This window comes from Pseudomonas grandcourensis (assembly GCF_039909015.1).
Lineage (GTDB): Bacteria > Pseudomonadota > Gammaproteobacteria > Pseudomonadales > Pseudomonadaceae > Aquipseudomonas > Aquipseudomonas grandcourensis.
This window is the reverse complement of sequence record NZ_CP150919.1, coordinates 2623442-2642177: the sequence shown is the minus strand read 5'-3', so window position 1 is coordinate 2642177 and position 18736 is coordinate 2623442. Positions and strand designations below refer to the sequence as shown.

The following is an 18736-nucleotide window of genomic DNA, read 5'->3' as shown; positions in this document are numbered from 1 at the left end:
CATTCACTCTGCCGGTTCAGTCAACAAGAGGCATCCAGCGACGAATGCGTCGCTCCAACCGTCCCGAAAGATAGTTCGACGCCAAGGTCACTGCGTAATACAACGCGGCAGCCGTGAGGTAGAACAACAGATAGTGGCGCGTCGATCCCGCGCCTTGCTTGGCGGTGTACAGCAACTCGTTGGTGCCGACCACGCTGATCAGCGCACTGTCCTTGATCAGGTTGATCCAAAGGTTGGCCATCCCGGCCATGGCGTAAGGCGCCATGATCGGCAGCGTGACCCGGCGGAACAGCCCGAAACCGCTCAGGCCGAACGCCTTGGCCGCTTCGATCTGGCCGAAGGGAATCGCCTGGATCGCCGCGCGGAAAATCTCCGAGGCGTAGGCACCCTGCACCAGCCCCAGCACCACGATGGCCGCCAGCGGTCCGCTGACATTGACTACACCGTAGCCGAGTTCGGTCATCAGCGAATTGAGGAGCATGGAGCCGACGTAGTACAGCAACAGAATCAGCAGCAATTCCGGCACCGCCCGGAACAAGGTGGTGTAGCCGCGCATCAGCGCTGCAATCGGCTTCGGCGCGCCCAGCTTGAGGCACGCCACCACCAACCCGATGGCCAGCCCGAGCACAAAGGCCCCGGCGGAAATCTGCAGGGTCATCCAGAGCCCCTTCAACAGCGCACTGCCCCATCCCTGCTCGGTGAAATTGATCAGATCGAACATTGCCGGCATTTCAGTCTCCAGTATGCGGTCGTGAACACACCGCCGGATCCTGTGGGAGCGAGCTTGCTCGCGATGAGGCCATGCCAGTCAATATCAATGCTGACTGAACCACCGCTATCGCGAGCAAGCTCGCTCCCACAGGGATCTGCTTTTCCTCAGGACTTGCGCTTCGCCCTTTCAGTCAGAACGCAGGCTTCACGCTGGTGCCGAAGTAGCTCTGGGACAGTTCGTCGTAGTCTTTGCTCGCCAGCAATTCCTGGATGGCCTTGTCCAGTTTGGCCTTGAGTTCGGTGTCGTCCTTGCGCATACCGGCCCCCACGCCTTTGCCGAAGATCGGGTCATAAGGCACGGTGCCGAGGTAGGCCAGGTCCTTGGCGTCCGGGGTCTTGATGAACGCGGCCATGGCGGTGCCGTCGGCCATCATCAGGTCGATGCGCCCGGCAATCAGGTCAGCGTTGGCCGAGTCCTGGGTGTCGTAGTACTTAACGTCGGCGATTTTTTCGTAGTAGGTCTTCAGGTAGCTGGCGCTCACGGTCGAGTTCTGCACGCCGATGATCTTGCCCTTGAGGTCATCCGGGTACTTCTTCACCGACGCCTCTTTCGGGCCGACGACGGCAATCGCCGAGTCGTAGTAAGCCTTGCTGAAGGCGATCTGTTTTTCCCGCTCTTCGGTCACCGACATCGAGGAAAAGATCACGTCGATCTTCTTCGCCAACAGCGACGGAATAATGCCGTCCCACGCCACTTCCTTGATCTCGCAATCGGCTTTCATTTCGCTGCACAGTTTGTGGATCAGGTCGACTTCGAAGCCCTTCCACTCACCATTGGCCTGCTTTTCGGTGTACGGCGGATAGGGTTCCGCTGCCACCGCGAAGCGGATCGGTTGCGCTTGGGCGGCACTCATGCCGGCCAGCATTACGCAGGCCGCACCGGTCAACCAGTTTGCAAAACGTCGATTTCCCATGTTGTTTTCCCGTCTTTTTATGATGAGTTAGCGAGTCTGATGAGCGTTGACGAATTGTCGGCAACGCTCGCTGCGTGGGTGTACGAACACTTCGTCCGGCGAACCGGTTTCCTCGATCAGCCCTTGATGCAGGAAGGCGACTTTGGAAGAGACATCGCGTGCGAAGGCCATTTCATGAGTCACCAGGATCATGGTCCGGCCTTCTTCGGCGAGGGAGCGGATCACCCGCAGCACTTCCCCGACCAGTTCCGGGTCGAGTGCCGAGGTGGGTTCATCGAACAGCATGACCTTGGGCCGCATGGCCAGGGCCCGGGCGATGGCCACCCGTTGTTGCTGTCCCCCGGAGAGAAACGCCGGGTACTCGTTGCGCTTGGCCGCAAGGCCTACACGTTCGAGCAGGGCTTCGGCCCGTTCAGTGGCCTCCGCACGGCTTTCACGCAGGACCTGGGTCGGCGCTTCGATGAGGTTTTCCAGCACCGTGCGATGGGGCCAGAGGTTGAAGTTCTGGAACACCATGCCCAGGCTGGAACGGATGCGCACAAGCTGTTTGGCGTCCGACACCAGCGGTGCGCCGGGACGATTCTGGTTGAGGTGAATGCTTTCGCCATCGACCAGGATGCGTCCCTGGTCCGGCACTTCGAGCATGTTGATGCAGCGCAGCAAGGTACTTTTGCCCGAGCCGCTGGCACCGATCAGGGAGATCACTTCGCCCTCGCGGGCGGTCAGGGATACGCCCTTGAGCACTTCGATATTGCCGAAGCGTTTGTGCAGGCCATCGACCTCGATCATGGTCTTGGCCGCAACCGGTTCGACGGCCGCGGTGCTGGTCACCGTGCCGATCACCGGCCTCGGCGCTTCACCATTGAGTACCTGGACAAAACCGCGAATGCGCTGGCAGGCCTGGGCCAGACGCTCGTCGCTCAGGGTGAACGACAGTCGTACAAACCCCTGGGCCGGTTCACCGAATGCCGCCGCATCCAGCACCGAGACACCGGCTTCGCGCAGCAGGCGCCAGGCGAACTCCAGCGAGGTCAGGCCGGTGCCGCGCACGTCCACCAGCACGAACATGCCGGCATCGGGGTTGAGCACGCTGATGCCCGGGCAATCCGCCAGGCCGGACACCACCAGATCGCGGCGCCGACGATAGATCTCGCGCATGCCGTGGGTGACTTCGTCATGGGACTGCACGGCCTTGAGCGCCGCTTCCATGACAAACCCGGGCAAGCCGTACAGCATGCTCAGCACCAGGGTTTCGACATGATTGACCAGGGCTTCATTGGCCACGACCCAGCCGATGCGCCAACCGGTCATGGCATGGGATTTGGACAGGCTGCCGATCACCACGCAGCGCTCGGCCATGCCCGGCAACGCCGCCAGGCTCAGGTGTTCACGCTCGTAGGCGAGGCTCTCGTAGACCTCGTCCACCACCACCCACAGGTCATGGGCGATGGCGAGGTCGGCGATGGCTTGCAGCTCTTCGCGACCCAGCACCACGCCGGTGGGGTTGTTCGGGTTGGAGAAGAAAATCGCCCGGGTGCGCGGGGTGATGGCCTTGGCCAACACGGCGGCATCGAGGCGGAAACCCGAGTCCGCCGCGCAGGGCACCCGCACCAGCGTGGCGCCGGACGCCTTGAGCGTCGCTTCGTAGGTGACGTACATCGGATCGAAGGAAATCACCTCGTCGCCGGCACCGAGCAGGCACATCGAGGTGGCGAACAAGGCGTTCTGCGCACCGGCCGTGAGAATGACGTTGGACGCCTGCAGTTCACGGTCGATCAGTTGACTGTAACGACCGGCAATGGCCTCGCGCAAAGCCTGGCGGCCGGCGATCTCGGTGTAGTGGGTGTCCCCTTCGCGCAGGGCGTGGATGGCGGCATCGGTAATGAAATCGGGGGTGGGGAAATCCGGGTCGCCGACGCTGAGGATGATCACGTCCTCGCCTTTGCGCTGTGCCGCGCTGGCCGCGTAGTGAATATCCCAGGCGGCAACGCCTTGGCCACTGATCCGCTCTACAAAGGGTGAAAACCGCATGCCAGTGCCTCGTTCGAATTGAAGAAACGCAAGCCCGCAACCAGCCGGGGGAAGGTGGCCCCCAACATAGTCCAGACTGAACACTCGTTCAACAGAAAACTCGCGAGGCTTCGCGTTCAGCGCAAACAGGTCGTTTTCACGACAGTCGCGCCGTTTTTCAGCACGGCGCAATCAAGCGACGTGAAACGATTTTGCTGACGGTTCCCAGCACCAGAGCCAGGAGAATCAGCCCCGCAGCAACCGCAAACGTCAATCGCATCCCCTGCGCGATGGCCTCAGGTTGCGCCTGCAAAATATCGTCACTGGCCGTGCCGAAGGCGAACACAGCGCCCATGACCGAGGCGCCGGTGATCAGCCCCAGGTTGCGAGACAGGCCGAGCAATCCGGAAACCACACCACGCTGCTGCGACTCAATATCTGCCATCACGGCGGTATTGTTCGCCGCCTGGAACAGCGCATATCCGGCTGTGAGGACCACCAGCGGAACGAGGTAGCCGAGTACGCCGACGCTCATCGGCACGACGGGAAGGATGCAAGTGCCGGTCAACATGGCAATCAGCCCGACCGTGCTCGAACGTTGTGCACCCCATCGGTCGACCAGCCGCCCGGCGGGTACGCCGGCAAATGCCGCGACCAGCGGTCCGGCCGACATCACCAGCCCGACACTCACCGCGCTCAAACCCAGCGCAGCCGACAGATAGAACGGCCCGACCACCAGGGTGGCCATGACCACCGTGGTCACCAGGCTACTCATGGCGAACCCCGCGCTGAGCAGCGGATTGCGCAACATCGCCAGTTTGACCAGCGGCGACGCGGCGGTTTGCTCGACGAATACGAACACCATCAAGCCGATTATCGCGACCAGCAGCAGCGCCGTATTGAGCGGGCCGAAGCTGCCGCGTCCAAGGGTCATTGCCAGTGCGTAAGCCAACAGGGTCAGGACCAAGACCAGGGTGCCAAGCGCGTCGAAATCGGGTCGAGTGGAGGTCATCTCGTGGCGATCCACCGGCAAAAAACGCCAGGCCAGTCCGATCGCCAAAACACCCAAGGGTAGGTTCAGCAGAAAAATCCCCTGCCAGCCCACCTGGGCGATCAACACGCCGCCAAGCGTCGGCCCCAGCGAAGTGCCAATCGCCGACATCGTGCCGAGCACGCCCATCGCGCTGCCCATTTTTTCCTTGGGCACCGCCCCGCTCACCAGCGCCATGGTCAGTGCCATCATGGTCGCCGCGCCGACGCCCTGTAAGGCACGGGCGGCAACCAGCAGCCACAGATTCGGCGCCAGGGCACACAGGAGCGAGGCAACGGTGAACAGCGCAATGCCGATCAGCAGCAATCGCCGCCGCCCCATGAGGTCGCCGAGCCGGCCGACGCTGACGATCAGCGCCGTGATGCTCAGCAAATAGGCGAGCACCACCCACTGCACGGCCTGGAACGACGCTGAAAACGCCTCGGCCAGTGTCGGTAAACCCACGTTGGCAATGCTGGTGCCCAGGGACGACAGCAGCATGGATAACGACAGGCTGGCCAAGGCGCCCCGAATCGATATGGACTTCATTTTCTCGCGACTCCGCAAATAGTTGTCCCGAGACTAAGCCTGGCCATAACATGGCGGAAGACGCAGCATTTGCACTTTATACGTGCATACAACGCCATCTAATCCACAAACCAGTGTGGGAGCCTGTGGCGAGGGGGCTTGTCGGAACGCCGCACCGCCCCGTTTGAGTGCGTAGCACTCACAAGATCTTTGGTGCATCAGAGATTTTGGGGCTGCTTCGCAACCCAACGGGGGCAAGCCCCCTCGCCACAGGGCTCGCTCCCACAGGAATTGATTCCATGCCCGACCTGAACTTGCTGATCACCCTGAACGTGTTGCTCGAAGAAGGCAGCGTGGCCCGCGCGGCAAAGCGTTTGCGCCTGAGCCCGTCGGCCATGAGCCGGGCGCTGGCGCGGTTGCGCGAAACCACGGGCGATCCACTTTTGGTACGGGCCGGGCGTGGGCTGGTTCCCACGCCCCGGGCGCTGGAATTGCGTGAACGGGTCGGCGCGCTGGTGCAGGACGCCGAAGCCGTCCTGCGCCCCGCCGAGGCACTGGACCTCAGTCAACTGGTGCGCACCTTCACCCTGCGCACCAGCGATGGCTTCGTGGAGAATTTCGGCCCGCCACTGATCGCCCGCATCAACGAAGAGGCACCCGGCGTCCGCCTGAATTTCGTGCAGAAGCTGAACAAGGACAGCACCCTGCTGCGCGACGGTTCTGTGGATCTGGAAACCGGTGTGATCGGCGAATCCACCAGCCCGGAAGTGCGGACCCGGATGCTGTTTCGCGACCGGTTCGTGGGCGTCGTGCGCAAGGGCCATCCACTGGCTCGTGGCGAGATGACAGCTGTTCGTTATGCCGACGCCCGGCACATCCTGGTCTCGCGCCGGGGCCACGAAAAAGGCGTCATGGACGACGCCTTGAATGAGTTGGGGCTGAAGCGGGACATCGCCACCATCGTCGCCGGTTTCTCTTCGGCGATTGCATTGGCACGGGCTTCAGACCTGGTCGCCAGCGTACCGCAGCGGCACGTCGGCAACCTGTGCCAGGGGATGCACTGCTTTGCCCTGCCCTTCCCCACGCCGGCGATCACGGTTTCGATGCTGTGGCACCCGCGCATGGACGCCGACCCGGCCCATCGCTGGCTGCGCGGTTGTGTGTGGGAGGTTTGCAGTCAATAACGCCACCGGAAAACCGAGTATGGAACGCCCGGCTTGACCGCCACATCCTCCCCGGTCGAAGGCATTCAAACGGTTTGTATCGCACTGTATTCCCCTCCGACCACCTTACACAGCGATACACAACTGCCAGGTTCAGGACATATGTGCAGTACATGGAAATGAAAAAGTGGGGCACATCGGAAAGCGCAGGTTTTCCGAGCATTCCAGCGACCCACTGACAGGAAAAACACCATGATCAATGCAATCGATACCGTGCTGTACACCGGCAAGACCCACACCACCGGCGGCCGCGACGGTCAGGCGCGCAGCACCGATGGACGTCTGGACATCAAGCTTTCGCCTCCCGGCTCTTCGGGTGCCGGCACCAACCCTGAGCAACTGCTGGCGGCGGGTTGGTCGGCTTGTTTCATCGGGGCGATGGGCAAAGCGTGCGTCGCGCTGAAAGTGGCCTTGCCGAGCGACGTTGCGGTGGATGCCGAAATCGATCTGGGCAAATCCGAAAACGCTTTCTTCCTTCAAGCCCGTCTCAATGTCAGCCTGCCGGGCCTGGACCCGACCATCGCACGCTCCGTGGTGGAAATGGCGCATCAGACGTGCCCGTACTCCAAGGCGACCCGCGGCAACATCGACGTCGAGATCAATCTGGTTTGACCGATGCAAAAAAGCCTGGCCTGACGTCTTGATTCCGGTCAGGCCAGGCTTTTTAAACACCGCAATTGCTGTGGGAGCGAGCTTGTTCCGGGCGGCGTTTCGACTGGGTAACGGCACTGACGGCCCCATCCATTTGCATTCCACCTGACCACTTATTTGCATCGGATTTGACCAGCAAGCCGCATGGCCATGACCGGCAGAGAACGACCCTTAGCTGACTGTCATTACAAGGCGGAACCAGTCTGAGAGAGGTGAGTTGATTTGAACCCTGCATTCCTTGTAGGAATGCAATATATAAAATTAATGAATTTTTATTATTTCTGAAGGTGGCGTAGCTTGATTTGAGGACATGGAGAACCGCCTTGAAATCATCCTCTCTCAACTCAGCTGAAAAATTTGATACCTCACGGGCCAATGAGTACGGCCGTCAGAGCCGCATTGCACTAGCAGGATACGACGCTTGCCAAGACTTGGCGGCGTGCATGCTGGCGGCAAGCCTTGGCAATGTGGGATCGGCAAAAATACTTGTGGTGGGCGCTGGCGGTACCGCGCAGGAGATCGTTGCAATGGCCAAGCTTGAGCCGGGCTGGCGTTTCACTGCCGTTGATCCATCCGGGCCTATGCTGGAAGCAGCGAAACAGCAGTTAGACGCAAATAATTTGCTCGGAAGAACGGCCATGCATCTTGGGCATGTTGAAGACTTGGCAGCAGGTGAGGCATACGACGCAGCCACTTTGATCGGTGTACTCCATCATCTCGATGGGGATGATGCCAAGCGAAGAATATTACGATCCATTCAGGCTCATCTAAAGCCGGGGGCGCCGCTGATTGTCGCAGGGAATCAATATGCGTATGCCAGCCAGCCGTTACTCCTCGCTGCCTGGGGGCAACGGTGGCGGCAGCATGGAGCCAGCCCGGACGAAGTGAAGGTCAAACTTGGGAAAATCCTTCAAGGCGCCGACCCTCCACATTCCGAGGCAGCGGTTCAAAAGCTGCTGAATGAAGCAGGATTCGGGAACGCTACCCGTTTCTTCAGTAGCCTTTTCTGGGGAGCCTGGTTGACGTGCAAAACGGCCTGAACATGGACGCGTAAGGGCCGCTTTTGGCCGATTTCTGCCTGTCACGAAGGGCAGAAGTCGACCCAGGCTGTGTGAAAACGCACTGAGTACGTCGATAACGGAGAGTTGCGTGCGTTGCCTGCGAAACAGCAGACGGAAGCGCGAATTACCTTAGTCAGCTACATAGGTGTTCGTAAATGCGGTTTGGGTCGCGCCAGCGGCCCAAATCGCTACTAACGGGCGAGCAAGCGGCTAGACTCACGCCCTGATCGCTTCAAGCAATCCTGCGATGCCGAAGATGCTCATCATTCGCTTGAGGTTGTAGGCGAGCACATGAAGGCTCATCTCGGTGCTTACCCTCGGCAGGGTTTTGGTCAGGAAGTGGGTACTTCCCATCCAGTATTTGAGCGTTCCAAAAGGATGTTCAACGGTCTGGCGGCGACGCCTCATCATCGTTGGATCATGATCCAGCCGAGCCTGCATTGCATCGACTACGGCTTCATGTTCCCAGCGCTTTACCCGGCGCTCTTTACCCGTGGTGCATTGCTTTTGCATTGCGCAGGACTGGCAGCCCGAGAAGTAGTAACAATGCAATAACATGCCGTCTTCCACCGACGAATACCGCCGGGTCAGTAACTGTCCCGCAGGGCATCGATACTCGTCCGATGCAGCAACGTAGATGAAGTCCTGCTTGCCAAATCGGCCTTCGGCTTTGCTGCCCGATGTCAGGGGTTTCGGTACGAAGGTAGTGATGCCGGCTTGCTCGCAAGCAAGGATTTCCAGACCTTTGTAATAGCCTCGGTCGGCCACCACCGTTAGCGATTCAGCCTCGATTTCTTCACGCGCCTGGTTCGCCATATTGCTCAGTTGCCCACGATCATTACCAACATTGGTCACCTCATGGGCAATGATCAGATGGTGTTTGTCGTCGACAGCTGTTTGGACGTTGTAACCAACCGTTCCGGTGCCTCGGCCGCTCGTGGCCATTGAGCGTGCATCTGGATCGGTAAGAGAGATTTGCTGGTCTGGACTGTCGTGGAGCTGCGCCTCGATGTCCTTGAGTTTCTGCATCTGCTTTTTCAGCGTTTCTATCTTTTCTTTCAACCGCTCGGCCTTGGCCTCGGCTACTTCGGGTGTTGCCCGATCCGCCGAATCCATCGCCGTTAGATAACGGTCAATGCTCTGTTCGATCTGCTGCATGCGTGCCTTCACTTTGCCCTGGGTGAAGTTACGGTCGCGATTATTGACGGCTTTGAATTTGCTGCCATCGATGGCGATGATTGATTGGGAGAAGAGATTGAGGTTGCGACAAAGCACTACGAATTGCCGGCAGACGCTGCGAATGGCTTTGCCGTTGTTTTTGCGAAAGTCGGCAATGGTTTTGAAGTCCGGAGCCAAACGTCCCGTCAGCCACATCAACTCGACATTGCGCTCGGCCTCCCGTTCCAGCCGGCGGCTGGACTGAATCCGATTCAGGTAGCCGTAGATATAGATCTTCAGCAAGATCGCTGGATGGTAGGCCGGACGCCCCGTTGCAGCAGGATCAACACCTTCAAACCCAAGTGCACCCAGGTCGAGTTCATCGACGAAAACGTCGACCACTCGCACTGGATTTTCTTCGGCTACGTAATCGTCCAAGCACTCAGGCAGCAACGTGACTTGCGTCCGAGCCTCACCTTCAATGAATCGCTTCATGATCGCCCCCAATACGATCTAGACGATCAGAAGGTTAGACAAACACTGGCGTTTTCACACAGCCTGGACCCATAGCAGTCAATCACCTAAGGCGCTACGCTCGCAGGCACACTCCTTCAGGTGCTGACAATTACGACATGAAACGCATACTTGATCGTTTACGTGGCTGGGCCAGAAAGCTAAAACGGCAAACCATGGTTCTCTGGTTTTGCTATCAGCATCCACAAACACCCTGGTTACCCAAATGGATTTCGATTTTTGTCGTGGCGTATGCGCTGAGTCCAATCGACCTCATTCCTGATTTCATTCCTGTGCTTGGATACCTGGACGACGTGATCATTTTGCCGCTTGGCATTCTGCTCGCTATTCGGCTGATGCCTGCGCAGGTGCTCGAGGAATGTCAGCTCAAAGCGAGTGAGTGGGAGAAAAGCCATGTTAAGCGGCCAGTGAACAGGTTTTCTGCAGTGATCGTTGTATTAGTTTGGCTCGTTGCTGTGGGTACTTTGGGGGCTTACTTCCTCTGAGTTAGAAGTAGGCTCCCCCACCGAGCGGTTTTGTTTGAATGACTCCTGCTGGCCGCTCTCTGCCGCTCGTCTCTTGTGCGGGCATTGGTCAACCGAATGCAAACGGTGATCACCACGAACGCAAATGCCTGGTCAGTAGTAATGTAATTACGCACCGGCGATGGTCGTTAACGATAACGCGTGTTTAATGGCTAAACGCGACGCTCTCAAGACCATCGCGAGCGAGTTCGCTCCTACAAACACTCGCCTACGGCTTGAGGATCAGCAGCGGCTCGCCTTTGTTCACGATGTAGGTCGCCAGCTCCGAGGCCTTGCCCTGGCCCACGTTCTTCGCCACATGGGCGACGCCTTCGGGGATGTACAACGAATCACCGGCCTTGAGCGTCACCGGTGCCCGCCCTTCCAGTTGATACTCGAAGGTGCCGCTGATCACGTGCGCCACCTCGACACCGGGGTGAGCATGTTTGGGTGACGTCACACCCGGATCGAAATCCACGAGCACCTGAAGGACTTCGCGATTAGCGGCGCCCAGGTCTTCGTGTACCAGGTCGGTGCGATGCAGGCCCTGCTGCCAGCTTTTCATCGCCGGGGCCGGCTGTGTTTCCTGGGCTTGAGAGAGGCTCGCTACGGTGGCGAGCCCTGCGGCGGCCAGGACCAGACCAAGCTTGCCGAGGGTGTGACGGGTGTGGGTACGCAACATTGTCTTTCCTCCAGTTGAACCACGCCGGGCCGCGCCGAAAGTGGCGCGATGCCGGTGGTTCCATTGGAAGGCCGCCGTGTATCGCCCGGGTGTCGGGAAACGGCGGTTTTGTATGCCTGGGTAACGGCGGGCGTTGCGGATACCTGCGGATACAAACCCGCAACTGCGGGCACCTCGTTGGCCTTATTCCCCCGCCGCTCCGCGACTGCCCTTGAACACTTCGCGCCGGGCGCTGCGTTCGGCGACATAGGCGGCACTCGGCTCACTGATCAGGTCGGCGCGGCGCAAGGGCTGCCCGCAATGGGCGCAAAGCGGACCGAGCCCGGCGGGCCCGCCGCAACTGCGGTGTGTATAGACCACCGCCAGGCCTTCCTCGGGCGACTTGCACCAGGTTTCGCCCCAGGCGCGCAACGCCAGGACCACCGAGTAGAACGCGTCGCCTTTTTCCGTGAGGTGATATTCGTAGCGTTTTGGCCGTTCGCTGTAAGCGCGGCGCTCTACGAGCCCGTCGGCCTCCATGCTTTTCAAGCGCGCCGCGACCATTTGCGGCGTGCCGCCGGTCTGCGCCTGGATGTCGTCAAAACGATGGCTGCCCATGAACAACTCACGCAAGACCAGCACCGTCCAGCGGTCGCCCACGACGGCTTCGGCCCGGGAAATCGGACACAGGGTTTCAGAAACGGTTGTTTTCACCGACATGCGGTATTGCCTCTTTCCTAGTTACTATGATTATCATATCAACGTAAATTTCGAGCAACTACACTTCACCATCCACGGATTATTTTGCGGAGAACCGTCATGTCCAAAGCCACCTACCCTCTTGACCGGACTGCCTATCTGTTGGTCGACCCCTACAACGACTTTCTGTCGGATGGCGGCAAGATCTACCCCTTGATCGAGCCCATTGCCAAGCAAGTCGGCCTGCTCGACAACCTGCGCACGCTTGATCGCACCATTCGCGCGCTCAACATCCCGGTGGTCATCGTACCGCACCGCCGCTGGGAAAAAGGCGACTACGAAAACTGGGATCACCCGAGTCCCACCCAGTGCAAGGTCATGCACATGCACCACTTCGCACGGGGCGAATGGGGCGGTGAATGGCACCCCGATTTCGCGCCGAAGGACGGCGACATCGTCGTGCAGGAACATTGGGGCTCCAGCGGTTTTGCCAATACCGACCTCGATTTTCGTCTCAAGCAAAAGGGTATCACCCACGTGATCATCGTCGGCCTGCTGGCCAATACCTGCATCGAGGCAACCGCCCGTTACGCTCAGGAACTTGGCTATCACGTCACTCTGGTACGGGATGCGACCGCCGCCTTCAAGCCGGAGATGATGCATTCGGCCCATGAGCTGAACGGCCCGACCTTCGCTCACGCCATCCTGACCACCGACGAACTGGTTGCCGCGCTGGCACAGGCAGGTGCGTAATGCAGTTGACCGGCAAGCTGCTGATCGGCAACCACGATGTCGCCGCCAGCGAAGGCACCCTGAAAGCGCTCAATCCCGCGACCAACCAGCCGCTTGAACCGGCGTTCGCACTGGGTGGTGTGGCCGACGTCGACCGGGCCGCGACCCTGGCCGATGAAGCATTCGATGTCTACAGCCATACCCCGCTCGCCGTGCGTGCGGCGTTTCTCGAACGCATCGCCGACAATCTCGATAGCGTTCGTGGAGCACTGGCTGCACGGGCCGCCCTGGAAACCGGCGTACCCGAGGCACAACTGGAAGGCGAGGCAATCAAGGCGGCCACCCAGTTCCGCCAGTTCGCCGATGTGGTGCGCAAGGGGCGCTTCCTGCAACTGGCCATAGATCCTGCACAACCGGAGCGTCAGCCACGCCCGCGCATGGACCATCGCCTGCAAAAAATCGCCATCGGCCCGGTGGCGATTTTCGGCGCGAGCAATTTCCCCATCGCCTACTCGGTGGCCGGCGGCGATACCGCCTCGGCGCTGGCGGCGGGTTCGACCGTCATTCTCAAGGCGCACAATGCGCATCCCGGTGCCTCGGAAATCCAGGCCCGCGCCATTCGCCAAGCGGTGCAAGACAGCGGATTGCCCGAAGGCGTGTTCTCCATGGTGCGCGGCTCCGGCAATGCCATCGGCGAAGCACTGGTGGATCATCCACTGATCAAGGCCGTGACCTTCACCGGTTCCGAACAAGGCGGAATGGCGTTGTATCGGCGTGCGCAGTTGCGGCCCGATCCGATTCCGGTCTTCGCCGAAATGACCAGCGTCAACCCGACCTTCATCCTGCCCCGGGCCCTCGCCGAACGGGGCGCGCAGATCGGCGATGGCTTTGTCGAGCGCATGCTGGTCAACGTCGGGCAAGCCTGCCTCAAACCGGCGATTCTGGTTGCCGTCGAAGGTGCGGGGTTTGAAGCACTGCGCCACGCCATGAGCAAGCGCGTGAGCGAAGCACCGGCACGCACGATGCTGACACCGGGCATCCATGGGGCGTACCTGAAGGGTCTGTGCGCAATGGAAAGCGCCGGCGCGAGCCTCGTCGCCGTTGGCTCGGCATCCACTGCAGAAGTCGATGGCCGCTCGGCGCTGTTCGAGGTCGATGGCCAACACTTTCTCGCCGAGACGTTGCTTTCGCAGGAGGTATTCGGCCCGTCCGCGCTGTTGGTGAAGGTCCGGGATGAAGATGAACTGTTGCGGGTCGCGCGCTCACTCAAGGGGCAACTCAGCGCGACCCTGCATCTTGAACAGGACGATTTGCCGCTGGCCCGTCGCTTGCTGCCAACCCTGGAGCGACGCACCGGGCGCATCGTAGTCAATGCCTTTGCCCATCCGCAGGAGGTGTGTTTCGCCACCGTGCATGGCGGGCCGTTTCCGGCCACCTCGGACAGTCGTTTTACTTCGGTGGGCATGACCGCCATCGAGCGTTTCCTGCGCCCGGTGGCTTACCAGGGCTTTCCCGATGCCCTGCTGCCGGAGCCTCTGCGCGAGGGTAATCCGTTGGGGTTGCCGCGCCTTGTGGATGGTCATTGAACGAAAATCTCTGTGGCGAGGGAGCTTGCTCCCTCGCCACAGGTCATCTATTGCTCGATCAGTTGTTTTTCGCCAGCCTGGTATCGCCGCTGTCCCAACCACCGCCCAGGGATTTGTAGATCGCCACAATGGCGCGGTACTGATCGGTCTCCCCCAGTGCCTGGGCATCCTCGGCGTTCAGCCGCTCACGTTGCGCGTCCAGCAACACCAGGTAGTCCACCACCCCTTCCTTGTATTGCGTCGCCGCCAGATCGGCCGCTGCGCGACTCGACTCGCTTTGCCTGATCAACGACAGCAGGCGTTGCTGGCGTTTGCCATAGTCGCTAAAGGCGTTTTCCGATTCCTCCAGTGCGAGCAAAACCTGTTGCTCATAGGTTGCCAATGCACCCTCGGCGTCGGCGTTTGCGCCGCGAATGCGCGCCCGCACACTGCCCAGGTCAAACGCGGCCCAGGTAATGCTCGGCCCCAGGCTCCAGGCGCGGGCGGCACTGGAACCGATTTGTGAACCACGCCCCGCCGTGAACCCGAGGAACCCACTCAAGCTCACCCGTGGAAAGAGGTCGGCGGTGGCCACGCCGACATCCGCCGTTGACGCCGCCAACCGGCGCTCTGCCGCGAGCACATCCGGACGCCGATGCAACAGTTCGCCGGGATCGCCAATCGGCAATGCCTTGGCGATGGCCGGCAGGTCCTTCGGACTCAGGTCGATGCTCAGGGTGTCCGGGCGTTCGCCCAGCAGCGTGGCGATGCGGTTCTTGTGGTGCACCTGCTCCGCCTGCAACTGCGGCACACTCGCCTCGACCGCCGCCAACCGCGCATCGGCACGCACCACGTCGAGTTCGTTGCCCACGCCAGCATCACGCAGGCTCACCGTCACGGCGCGCGATTCACTTTGGTTCTTGAGGTTGGCCAGGGCGATCTTTTCCCGCAGTTGCGCACCGCGCAGCTGACCATAGGCGTCCACCAACTCGGCGATCATGGTCACCCGCAGTTGATACAGGTCTGCCGCCGTGGCGTCTTCCCGGGCATCGCTGGATTCCAGTTCACGCTGGATGCGCCCGAACAGGTCGATCTCCCAGGCCATGTCCAGGCCCAGATCGTAGCGCTCGGTGTTGACCCGATTCACGCTCTGCCCCGGCACTTGCGACTTGCCCTGCTGGCTGCTGACCCGACTGGTGACCACCGGCAGGTTGTCGTTGCTGACGTCATCGCGGATGGCCCGGGCGGCTTTCCAGCGGGCGAAGGCCACGCGCAGATCGCGGTTGCCATTGAGCGCTTTGCCGACCAGCTGATTCAGCGTGGGGTCGTCGAATTGCTGCCACCACACTGTTTCGAAACGCGACTGATCATAGTTGGCGCCTTGTGCCGAGACGACTTTCGCCGGCGCCGTATCGGGGGTCTTGTAATCAGGCCCTACAGTGCAGGCGGCCAATGCCGCGACCAGGAGACTGGGAAGGAAGAGCTTGAAAGCGTTCATCAATGTGCCTCCGAATCAATAACGTTAAGCGCTTGAACCCGGGCCGCCTTGCGCGCGGCTTTACGTTCGATGTAGCGACGAATCAGGACAAAGAACACCGGCGTCAGCAGCAACCCGAAGAAGGTCACCCCGAGCATCCCGGAGAACACGGCGACCCCCATGGCCCGGCGCATTTCCGAACCGGCCCCGGTGGAAGTCACCAGTGGAATCACCCCCATGATGAAGGCGAACGACGTCATCAGGATCGGCCGCAGACGCATGCGGCAAGCCTCCAGTACAGCGTCCAGCGGCGACAGGCCCTGGTCCTGTTTGTCCTTGGCGAACTCGACGATCAGGATCGCGTTCTTGCACGCCAGGCCCACCAGCACGATCAAGCCGATCTGGGTGAAGATGTTGTTGTCGCCCCTGGAGATGATCACCCCGGCAATCGCCGACAACAGGGTCATCGGTACGATCAGGATCACCGCCAGCGGCAGGCTCCAGCTTTCATACAACGCGGCCAGTACCAGGAACGCCAGCAGGACGCAGAGCGGGAACACCAGCAACGCGGTGTTGCCGGAGAGGATCTGTTGGTAGGTCAGGTCGGTCCACTCGTAGGTCATGCCGTTGGGCAGTTCTTCCTTGAGCAGTTTCTCGATGGCTTTTTGTGCCTGGCCGGAGCTGTAGCCGGGGGCTGCACTGCCGTTGATTTCCGCGGTGACGAAGCCGTTGTAGTGCGAGACCCGGTCAGGCCCCGACGTCGGGCCGACCTTGACGAACGTGGCCAGTGGAATCATCTCTCCACGGTCGTTGCGGACCTTCAACTGGCCGATCTGCTCCGGCTCCTGGCGGAACTGCTGCTCGGCCTGGACGTTGACCTGATAGGTACGGCCAAAACGGTTGAAGTCGTTGGCGTACAGCGAACCGAGGTACACCTGCAAGGTGTCGAAGATATCGTTGATCGCCACGCCATGGGTCTTGGCTTTTTCGCGGTCGATGGCGGCTTCGACTTGCGGCACGTTGACCGTGTAGCTGGTGAACAGGTTGGCCAGTTCCGGAACACTGCGCCCCTTGCCGATGATGTTCATGGTTTCCTTGTACAGCTCTTCGTAGCCCAGGTTGCCCCGGTCTTCGATCTGCAGGCGGAACCCGCCGATGGTGCCCAGGCCTTGCACAGGTGGCGGCGGGAACACCGCGATGTAGGCATCCTGGATACCGCCGAACTTGGCATTCAGCGAAGCGGAAATCGCCCCGGCGGACAGGCCTGGATCCTTGCGCTCATCGAAAGGACGCAAGCCGATGAACGCGATGCCGGCATTCGGGCTGTTGGTGAAACCATTGATCGACAGGCCGGGGAACGCCACGGCACTGTCGAAGCCCGGTTCGTTCATGGCGATGGTGCTCATGCGCCGGATCACCGACTCGGTGCGGTCAAGGCTGGCCGCATCGGGCAATTGCGCAAAGGTCACCAGGTACTTCTTGTCCTGGGTCGGCACAAAACCGGTCGGCGTGGTGCTGAAACCCATGTACGTCATGGCGATCAGGCCAGCGTAAACCAGCAGGGCCACGCTGCTGCCGCGAATGACCCTGGCCACCGCCACCACGTAGCCATTGCCGGCCTTTTCGAACATCCGGTTGAAGGGCTTGAACAGCCAGCCCGCGAACAACCGATCCAGCACTTTGGAGAAACGGTCTTTCGGCGCGCCGTGGGCCTTGAGCAACACCGCCGCCAATGCCGGCGACAAGGTCAGCGAGTTGAACGCCGAGATCACCGTGGAGATGGCGATGGTCAGGGCGAACTGCTTGTAGAACTGCCCGGTCAGGCCGGAAATGAACGCTGCTGGCACGAAGACCGCGCACAGCACCAATGCCGTGGCGATGATCGGCCCGGTCACCTCGCCCATGGCCTTTTGGGTGGCCTCGGCCGGCTCAAGTCCCGACTCGATGTTTCGCTCGACGTTCTCCACCACCACGATGGCGTCATCGACCACGATACCGATGGCCAACACCAGACCGAACAGCGACAGCGCATTGAGCGAGAACCCGAGCAAATGCATCACGGCAAAGGTGCCGATCAGCGACACCGGCACGGCGACCAGCGGAATGATCGAGGCGCGCCAGGTTTGCAGGAACAGGATCACCACCAGCACCACGAGGATCAGCGCTTCGAACAGCGTGTGAACCACTGCTTCAATCGAACTGCGCACGAAGATGGTCGGGTCGTAGACGATCTCGTAGTCCATGCCTTCGGGGAACCTCTTCTTGAGCTCGGCCATCTTCGCCCGCACCTGGTCGGAAACGTCGATCGCATTCGAACCCGGGCGCTGGAAGATCGGCATCGCCACCGCTTCCTGGTTATTGAGCAGTGCGCGCAGGGCGTACTGGTTGGAGCCGAGTTCAATCCGCGCAATGTCCTTGAGGCGGGTGATCTCGCCATCCGCACCACTGCGGACTATCACGTTCTCGAACTCTTCTTCGGTGACCAGCCGTCCCTGGGAGTTGATCGACATCTGGAAGCTGGTGGCGTTGGGTGCAGGCGGTGAACCCAGTTGGCCGGCCGCCACCTGACGGTTTTGTTCACGCACCGCATTGACCACGTCGGTGGCGGTCAGGTTGCGTGACGCGGTCTTGTTCGGGTCGAGCCAGATGCGCAGCGAGTAGTCACCGATGCCGAACATCTTCACATCACCAATGCCTTCCAGACGCGACAGCTCATCCTTGACGTTGAGGATCGCGTAGTTGGACAGGTAGAGCATGTCGTAGCGTTTGTCCGGCGACACCAGGTGCACCAGCAGCGTCAGCTCGGGCGAGGCCTTGTCGACGGTGATGCCGATGCGCGTCACTTCCTCCGGCAGCTTGGGTTCGGTGCGGGTCACACGGTTCTGCACCTGGACCTGGGCGTTGTCCAGGTCGGTGCCCAGGGCGAAGGTCACGGTCAGCGTGAGCCGGCCATCCGCCGTGGACTGCGAGGACATGTACAGCATGTTCTCGACGCCGGTGATGGCTTGTTCGAGCGGCGCGGCCACGGTTTCGCCAATCACCTTGGGGTTGGCGCCGGGGTAGTTGGCGTGGACGACCACGGTGGGTGGTACCACTTCCGGGTATTCGCTGATCGGCAGCTGGAACAGCGAGATGAGGCCGGCGATCAGGATCAGCAGCGACAGGACGGCGGCGAAGATCGGCCGCGTGATAAAGAACCGGGAGAACTTCATGACAGTG

15 protein-coding genes are annotated in these 18736 nt (G+C 60.7%); 6 read left to right on the top strand and 9 right to left on the bottom strand.

The window, feature by feature from the left end; translation table 11 throughout:
* Positions 1 to 16: 16 nt before the first annotated feature.
* From AABM52_RS11875 to AABM52_RS11860, 4 genes are all read right to left on the bottom strand, one after another.
* Positions 17 to 730: an ABC transporter permease subunit gene (locus AABM52_RS11875; RefSeq protein WP_347911931.1), complete on the bottom strand. Its 714-nt coding sequence runs from the start codon at positions 728 to 730 to the stop codon at positions 17 to 19.
* Between the two features lie 172 nt (positions 731 to 902).
* Positions 903 to 1685, bottom strand: coding sequence for a transporter substrate-binding domain-containing protein (locus AABM52_RS11870; protein WP_347911929.1), 783 nt, complete (start codon positions 1683 to 1685; stop codon positions 903 to 905).
* A gap of 27 nt (positions 1686 to 1712) precedes the next feature.
* On the bottom strand, positions 1713 to 3716 hold the full coding sequence (locus AABM52_RS11865) for an aminotransferase class I/II-fold pyridoxal phosphate-dependent enzyme (RefSeq protein WP_347911928.1): 2004 nt from the start codon (positions 3714 to 3716) through the stop codon (positions 1713 to 1715).
* Positions 3717 to 3873: 157 nt separating this feature from the next.
* Positions 3874 to 5274, bottom strand: a complete 1401-nt coding sequence (locus AABM52_RS11860; protein ID WP_347911927.1) for an MFS transporter — start codon at positions 5272 to 5274, stop codon at positions 3874 to 3876.
* 278 nt (positions 5275 to 5552) lie between these two features.
* Between AABM52_RS11860 and AABM52_RS11855 the strand changes: the two genes are divergently transcribed.
* The 3 genes from AABM52_RS11855 (at position 5553) to AABM52_RS11845 (ending at position 8167) form a co-directional block, all read left to right on the top strand.
* Complete coding sequence (locus tag AABM52_RS11855) at positions 5553 to 6437, top strand: LysR family transcriptional regulator (RefSeq protein WP_347911926.1); 885 nt, start codon at positions 5553 to 5555, stop codon at positions 6435 to 6437.
* 231 nt (positions 6438 to 6668) lie between these two features.
* Complete coding sequence (locus AABM52_RS11850) at positions 6669 to 7088, top strand: organic hydroperoxide resistance protein (RefSeq protein ID WP_347911925.1); 420 nt, start codon at positions 6669 to 6671, stop codon at positions 7086 to 7088.
* 362 nt (positions 7089 to 7450) lie between these two features.
* Positions 7451 to 8167 (top strand): class I SAM-dependent methyltransferase, encoded by a 717-nt coding sequence (locus AABM52_RS11845; RefSeq protein ID WP_347911924.1) that lies wholly within the window; start codon positions 7451 to 7453, stop codon positions 8165 to 8167.
* 237 nt (positions 8168 to 8404) lie between these two features.
* Here AABM52_RS11845 and AABM52_RS11840 read toward each other — a convergent pair whose 3' ends face one another.
* Positions 8405 to 9841, bottom strand: a complete 1437-nt coding sequence (locus AABM52_RS11840) for an IS1182 family transposase (protein ID WP_347908065.1) — start codon at positions 9839 to 9841, stop codon at positions 8405 to 8407.
* A gap of 137 nt (positions 9842 to 9978) precedes the next feature.
* Between AABM52_RS11840 and AABM52_RS11835 the strand changes: the two genes are divergently transcribed.
* Positions 9979 to 10365 (top strand): YkvA family protein, encoded by a 387-nt coding sequence (locus AABM52_RS11835; protein ID WP_347911923.1) that lies wholly within the window; start codon positions 9979 to 9981, stop codon positions 10363 to 10365.
* Positions 10366 to 10612: 247 nt separating this feature from the next.
* On the opposite strand, the gene AABM52_RS11830 is transcribed toward AABM52_RS11835, so the two are convergent.
* Together AABM52_RS11830 and AABM52_RS11825 are read right to left on the bottom strand one after the other, a co-directional pair.
* Positions 10613 to 11065 carry a cupin domain-containing protein gene (locus tag AABM52_RS11830; protein ID WP_347911922.1) on the bottom strand — a complete coding sequence of 151 codons (453 nt, stop codon included), beginning with the start codon at positions 11063 to 11065 and terminating at the stop codon, positions 10613 to 10615.
* 183 nt (positions 11066 to 11248) lie between these two features.
* Positions 11249 to 11764 carry a helix-turn-helix domain-containing protein gene (locus AABM52_RS11825; RefSeq protein ID WP_347911921.1) on the bottom strand — a complete coding sequence of 172 codons (516 nt, stop codon included), beginning with the start codon at positions 11762 to 11764 and terminating at the stop codon, positions 11249 to 11251.
* A 99-nt stretch (positions 11765 to 11863) separates the two neighbouring features.
* Between AABM52_RS11825 and AABM52_RS11820 the strand changes: the two genes are divergently transcribed.
* Together AABM52_RS11820 and AABM52_RS11815 are read left to right on the top strand one after the other, a co-directional pair.
* Positions 11864 to 12496: an isochorismatase family cysteine hydrolase gene (locus AABM52_RS11820; protein ID WP_347911920.1), complete on the top strand. Its 633-nt coding sequence runs from the start codon at positions 11864 to 11866 to the stop codon at positions 12494 to 12496.
* Positions 12496 to 14061: an aldehyde dehydrogenase (NADP(+)) gene (locus tag AABM52_RS11815; protein ID WP_347911919.1), complete on the top strand. Its 1566-nt coding sequence runs from the start codon at positions 12496 to 12498 to the stop codon at positions 14059 to 14061. The genes AABM52_RS11820 and AABM52_RS11815 overlap by 1 nt, the downstream gene beginning before the upstream one ends.
* 58 nt (positions 14062 to 14119) lie before the next feature.
* Here the strand turns inward: AABM52_RS11815 and AABM52_RS11810 are convergent, their stop codons facing one another.
* Together AABM52_RS11810 and AABM52_RS11805 are read right to left on the bottom strand one after the other, a co-directional pair.
* Entirely contained in the window at positions 14120 to 15538 is a 1419-nt protein-coding gene (locus AABM52_RS11810) for a TolC family protein (RefSeq protein ID WP_347911918.1), read from the bottom strand.
* On the bottom strand, positions 15538 to 18729 hold the full coding sequence (locus AABM52_RS11805; protein WP_347911917.1) for an efflux RND transporter permease subunit: 3192 nt from the start codon (positions 18727 to 18729) through the stop codon (positions 15538 to 15540). Before AABM52_RS11805 ends, AABM52_RS11810 begins: the two co-directional genes overlap by 1 nt.
* Between the last annotated feature and the right edge of the window lie 7 nt (positions 18730 to 18736).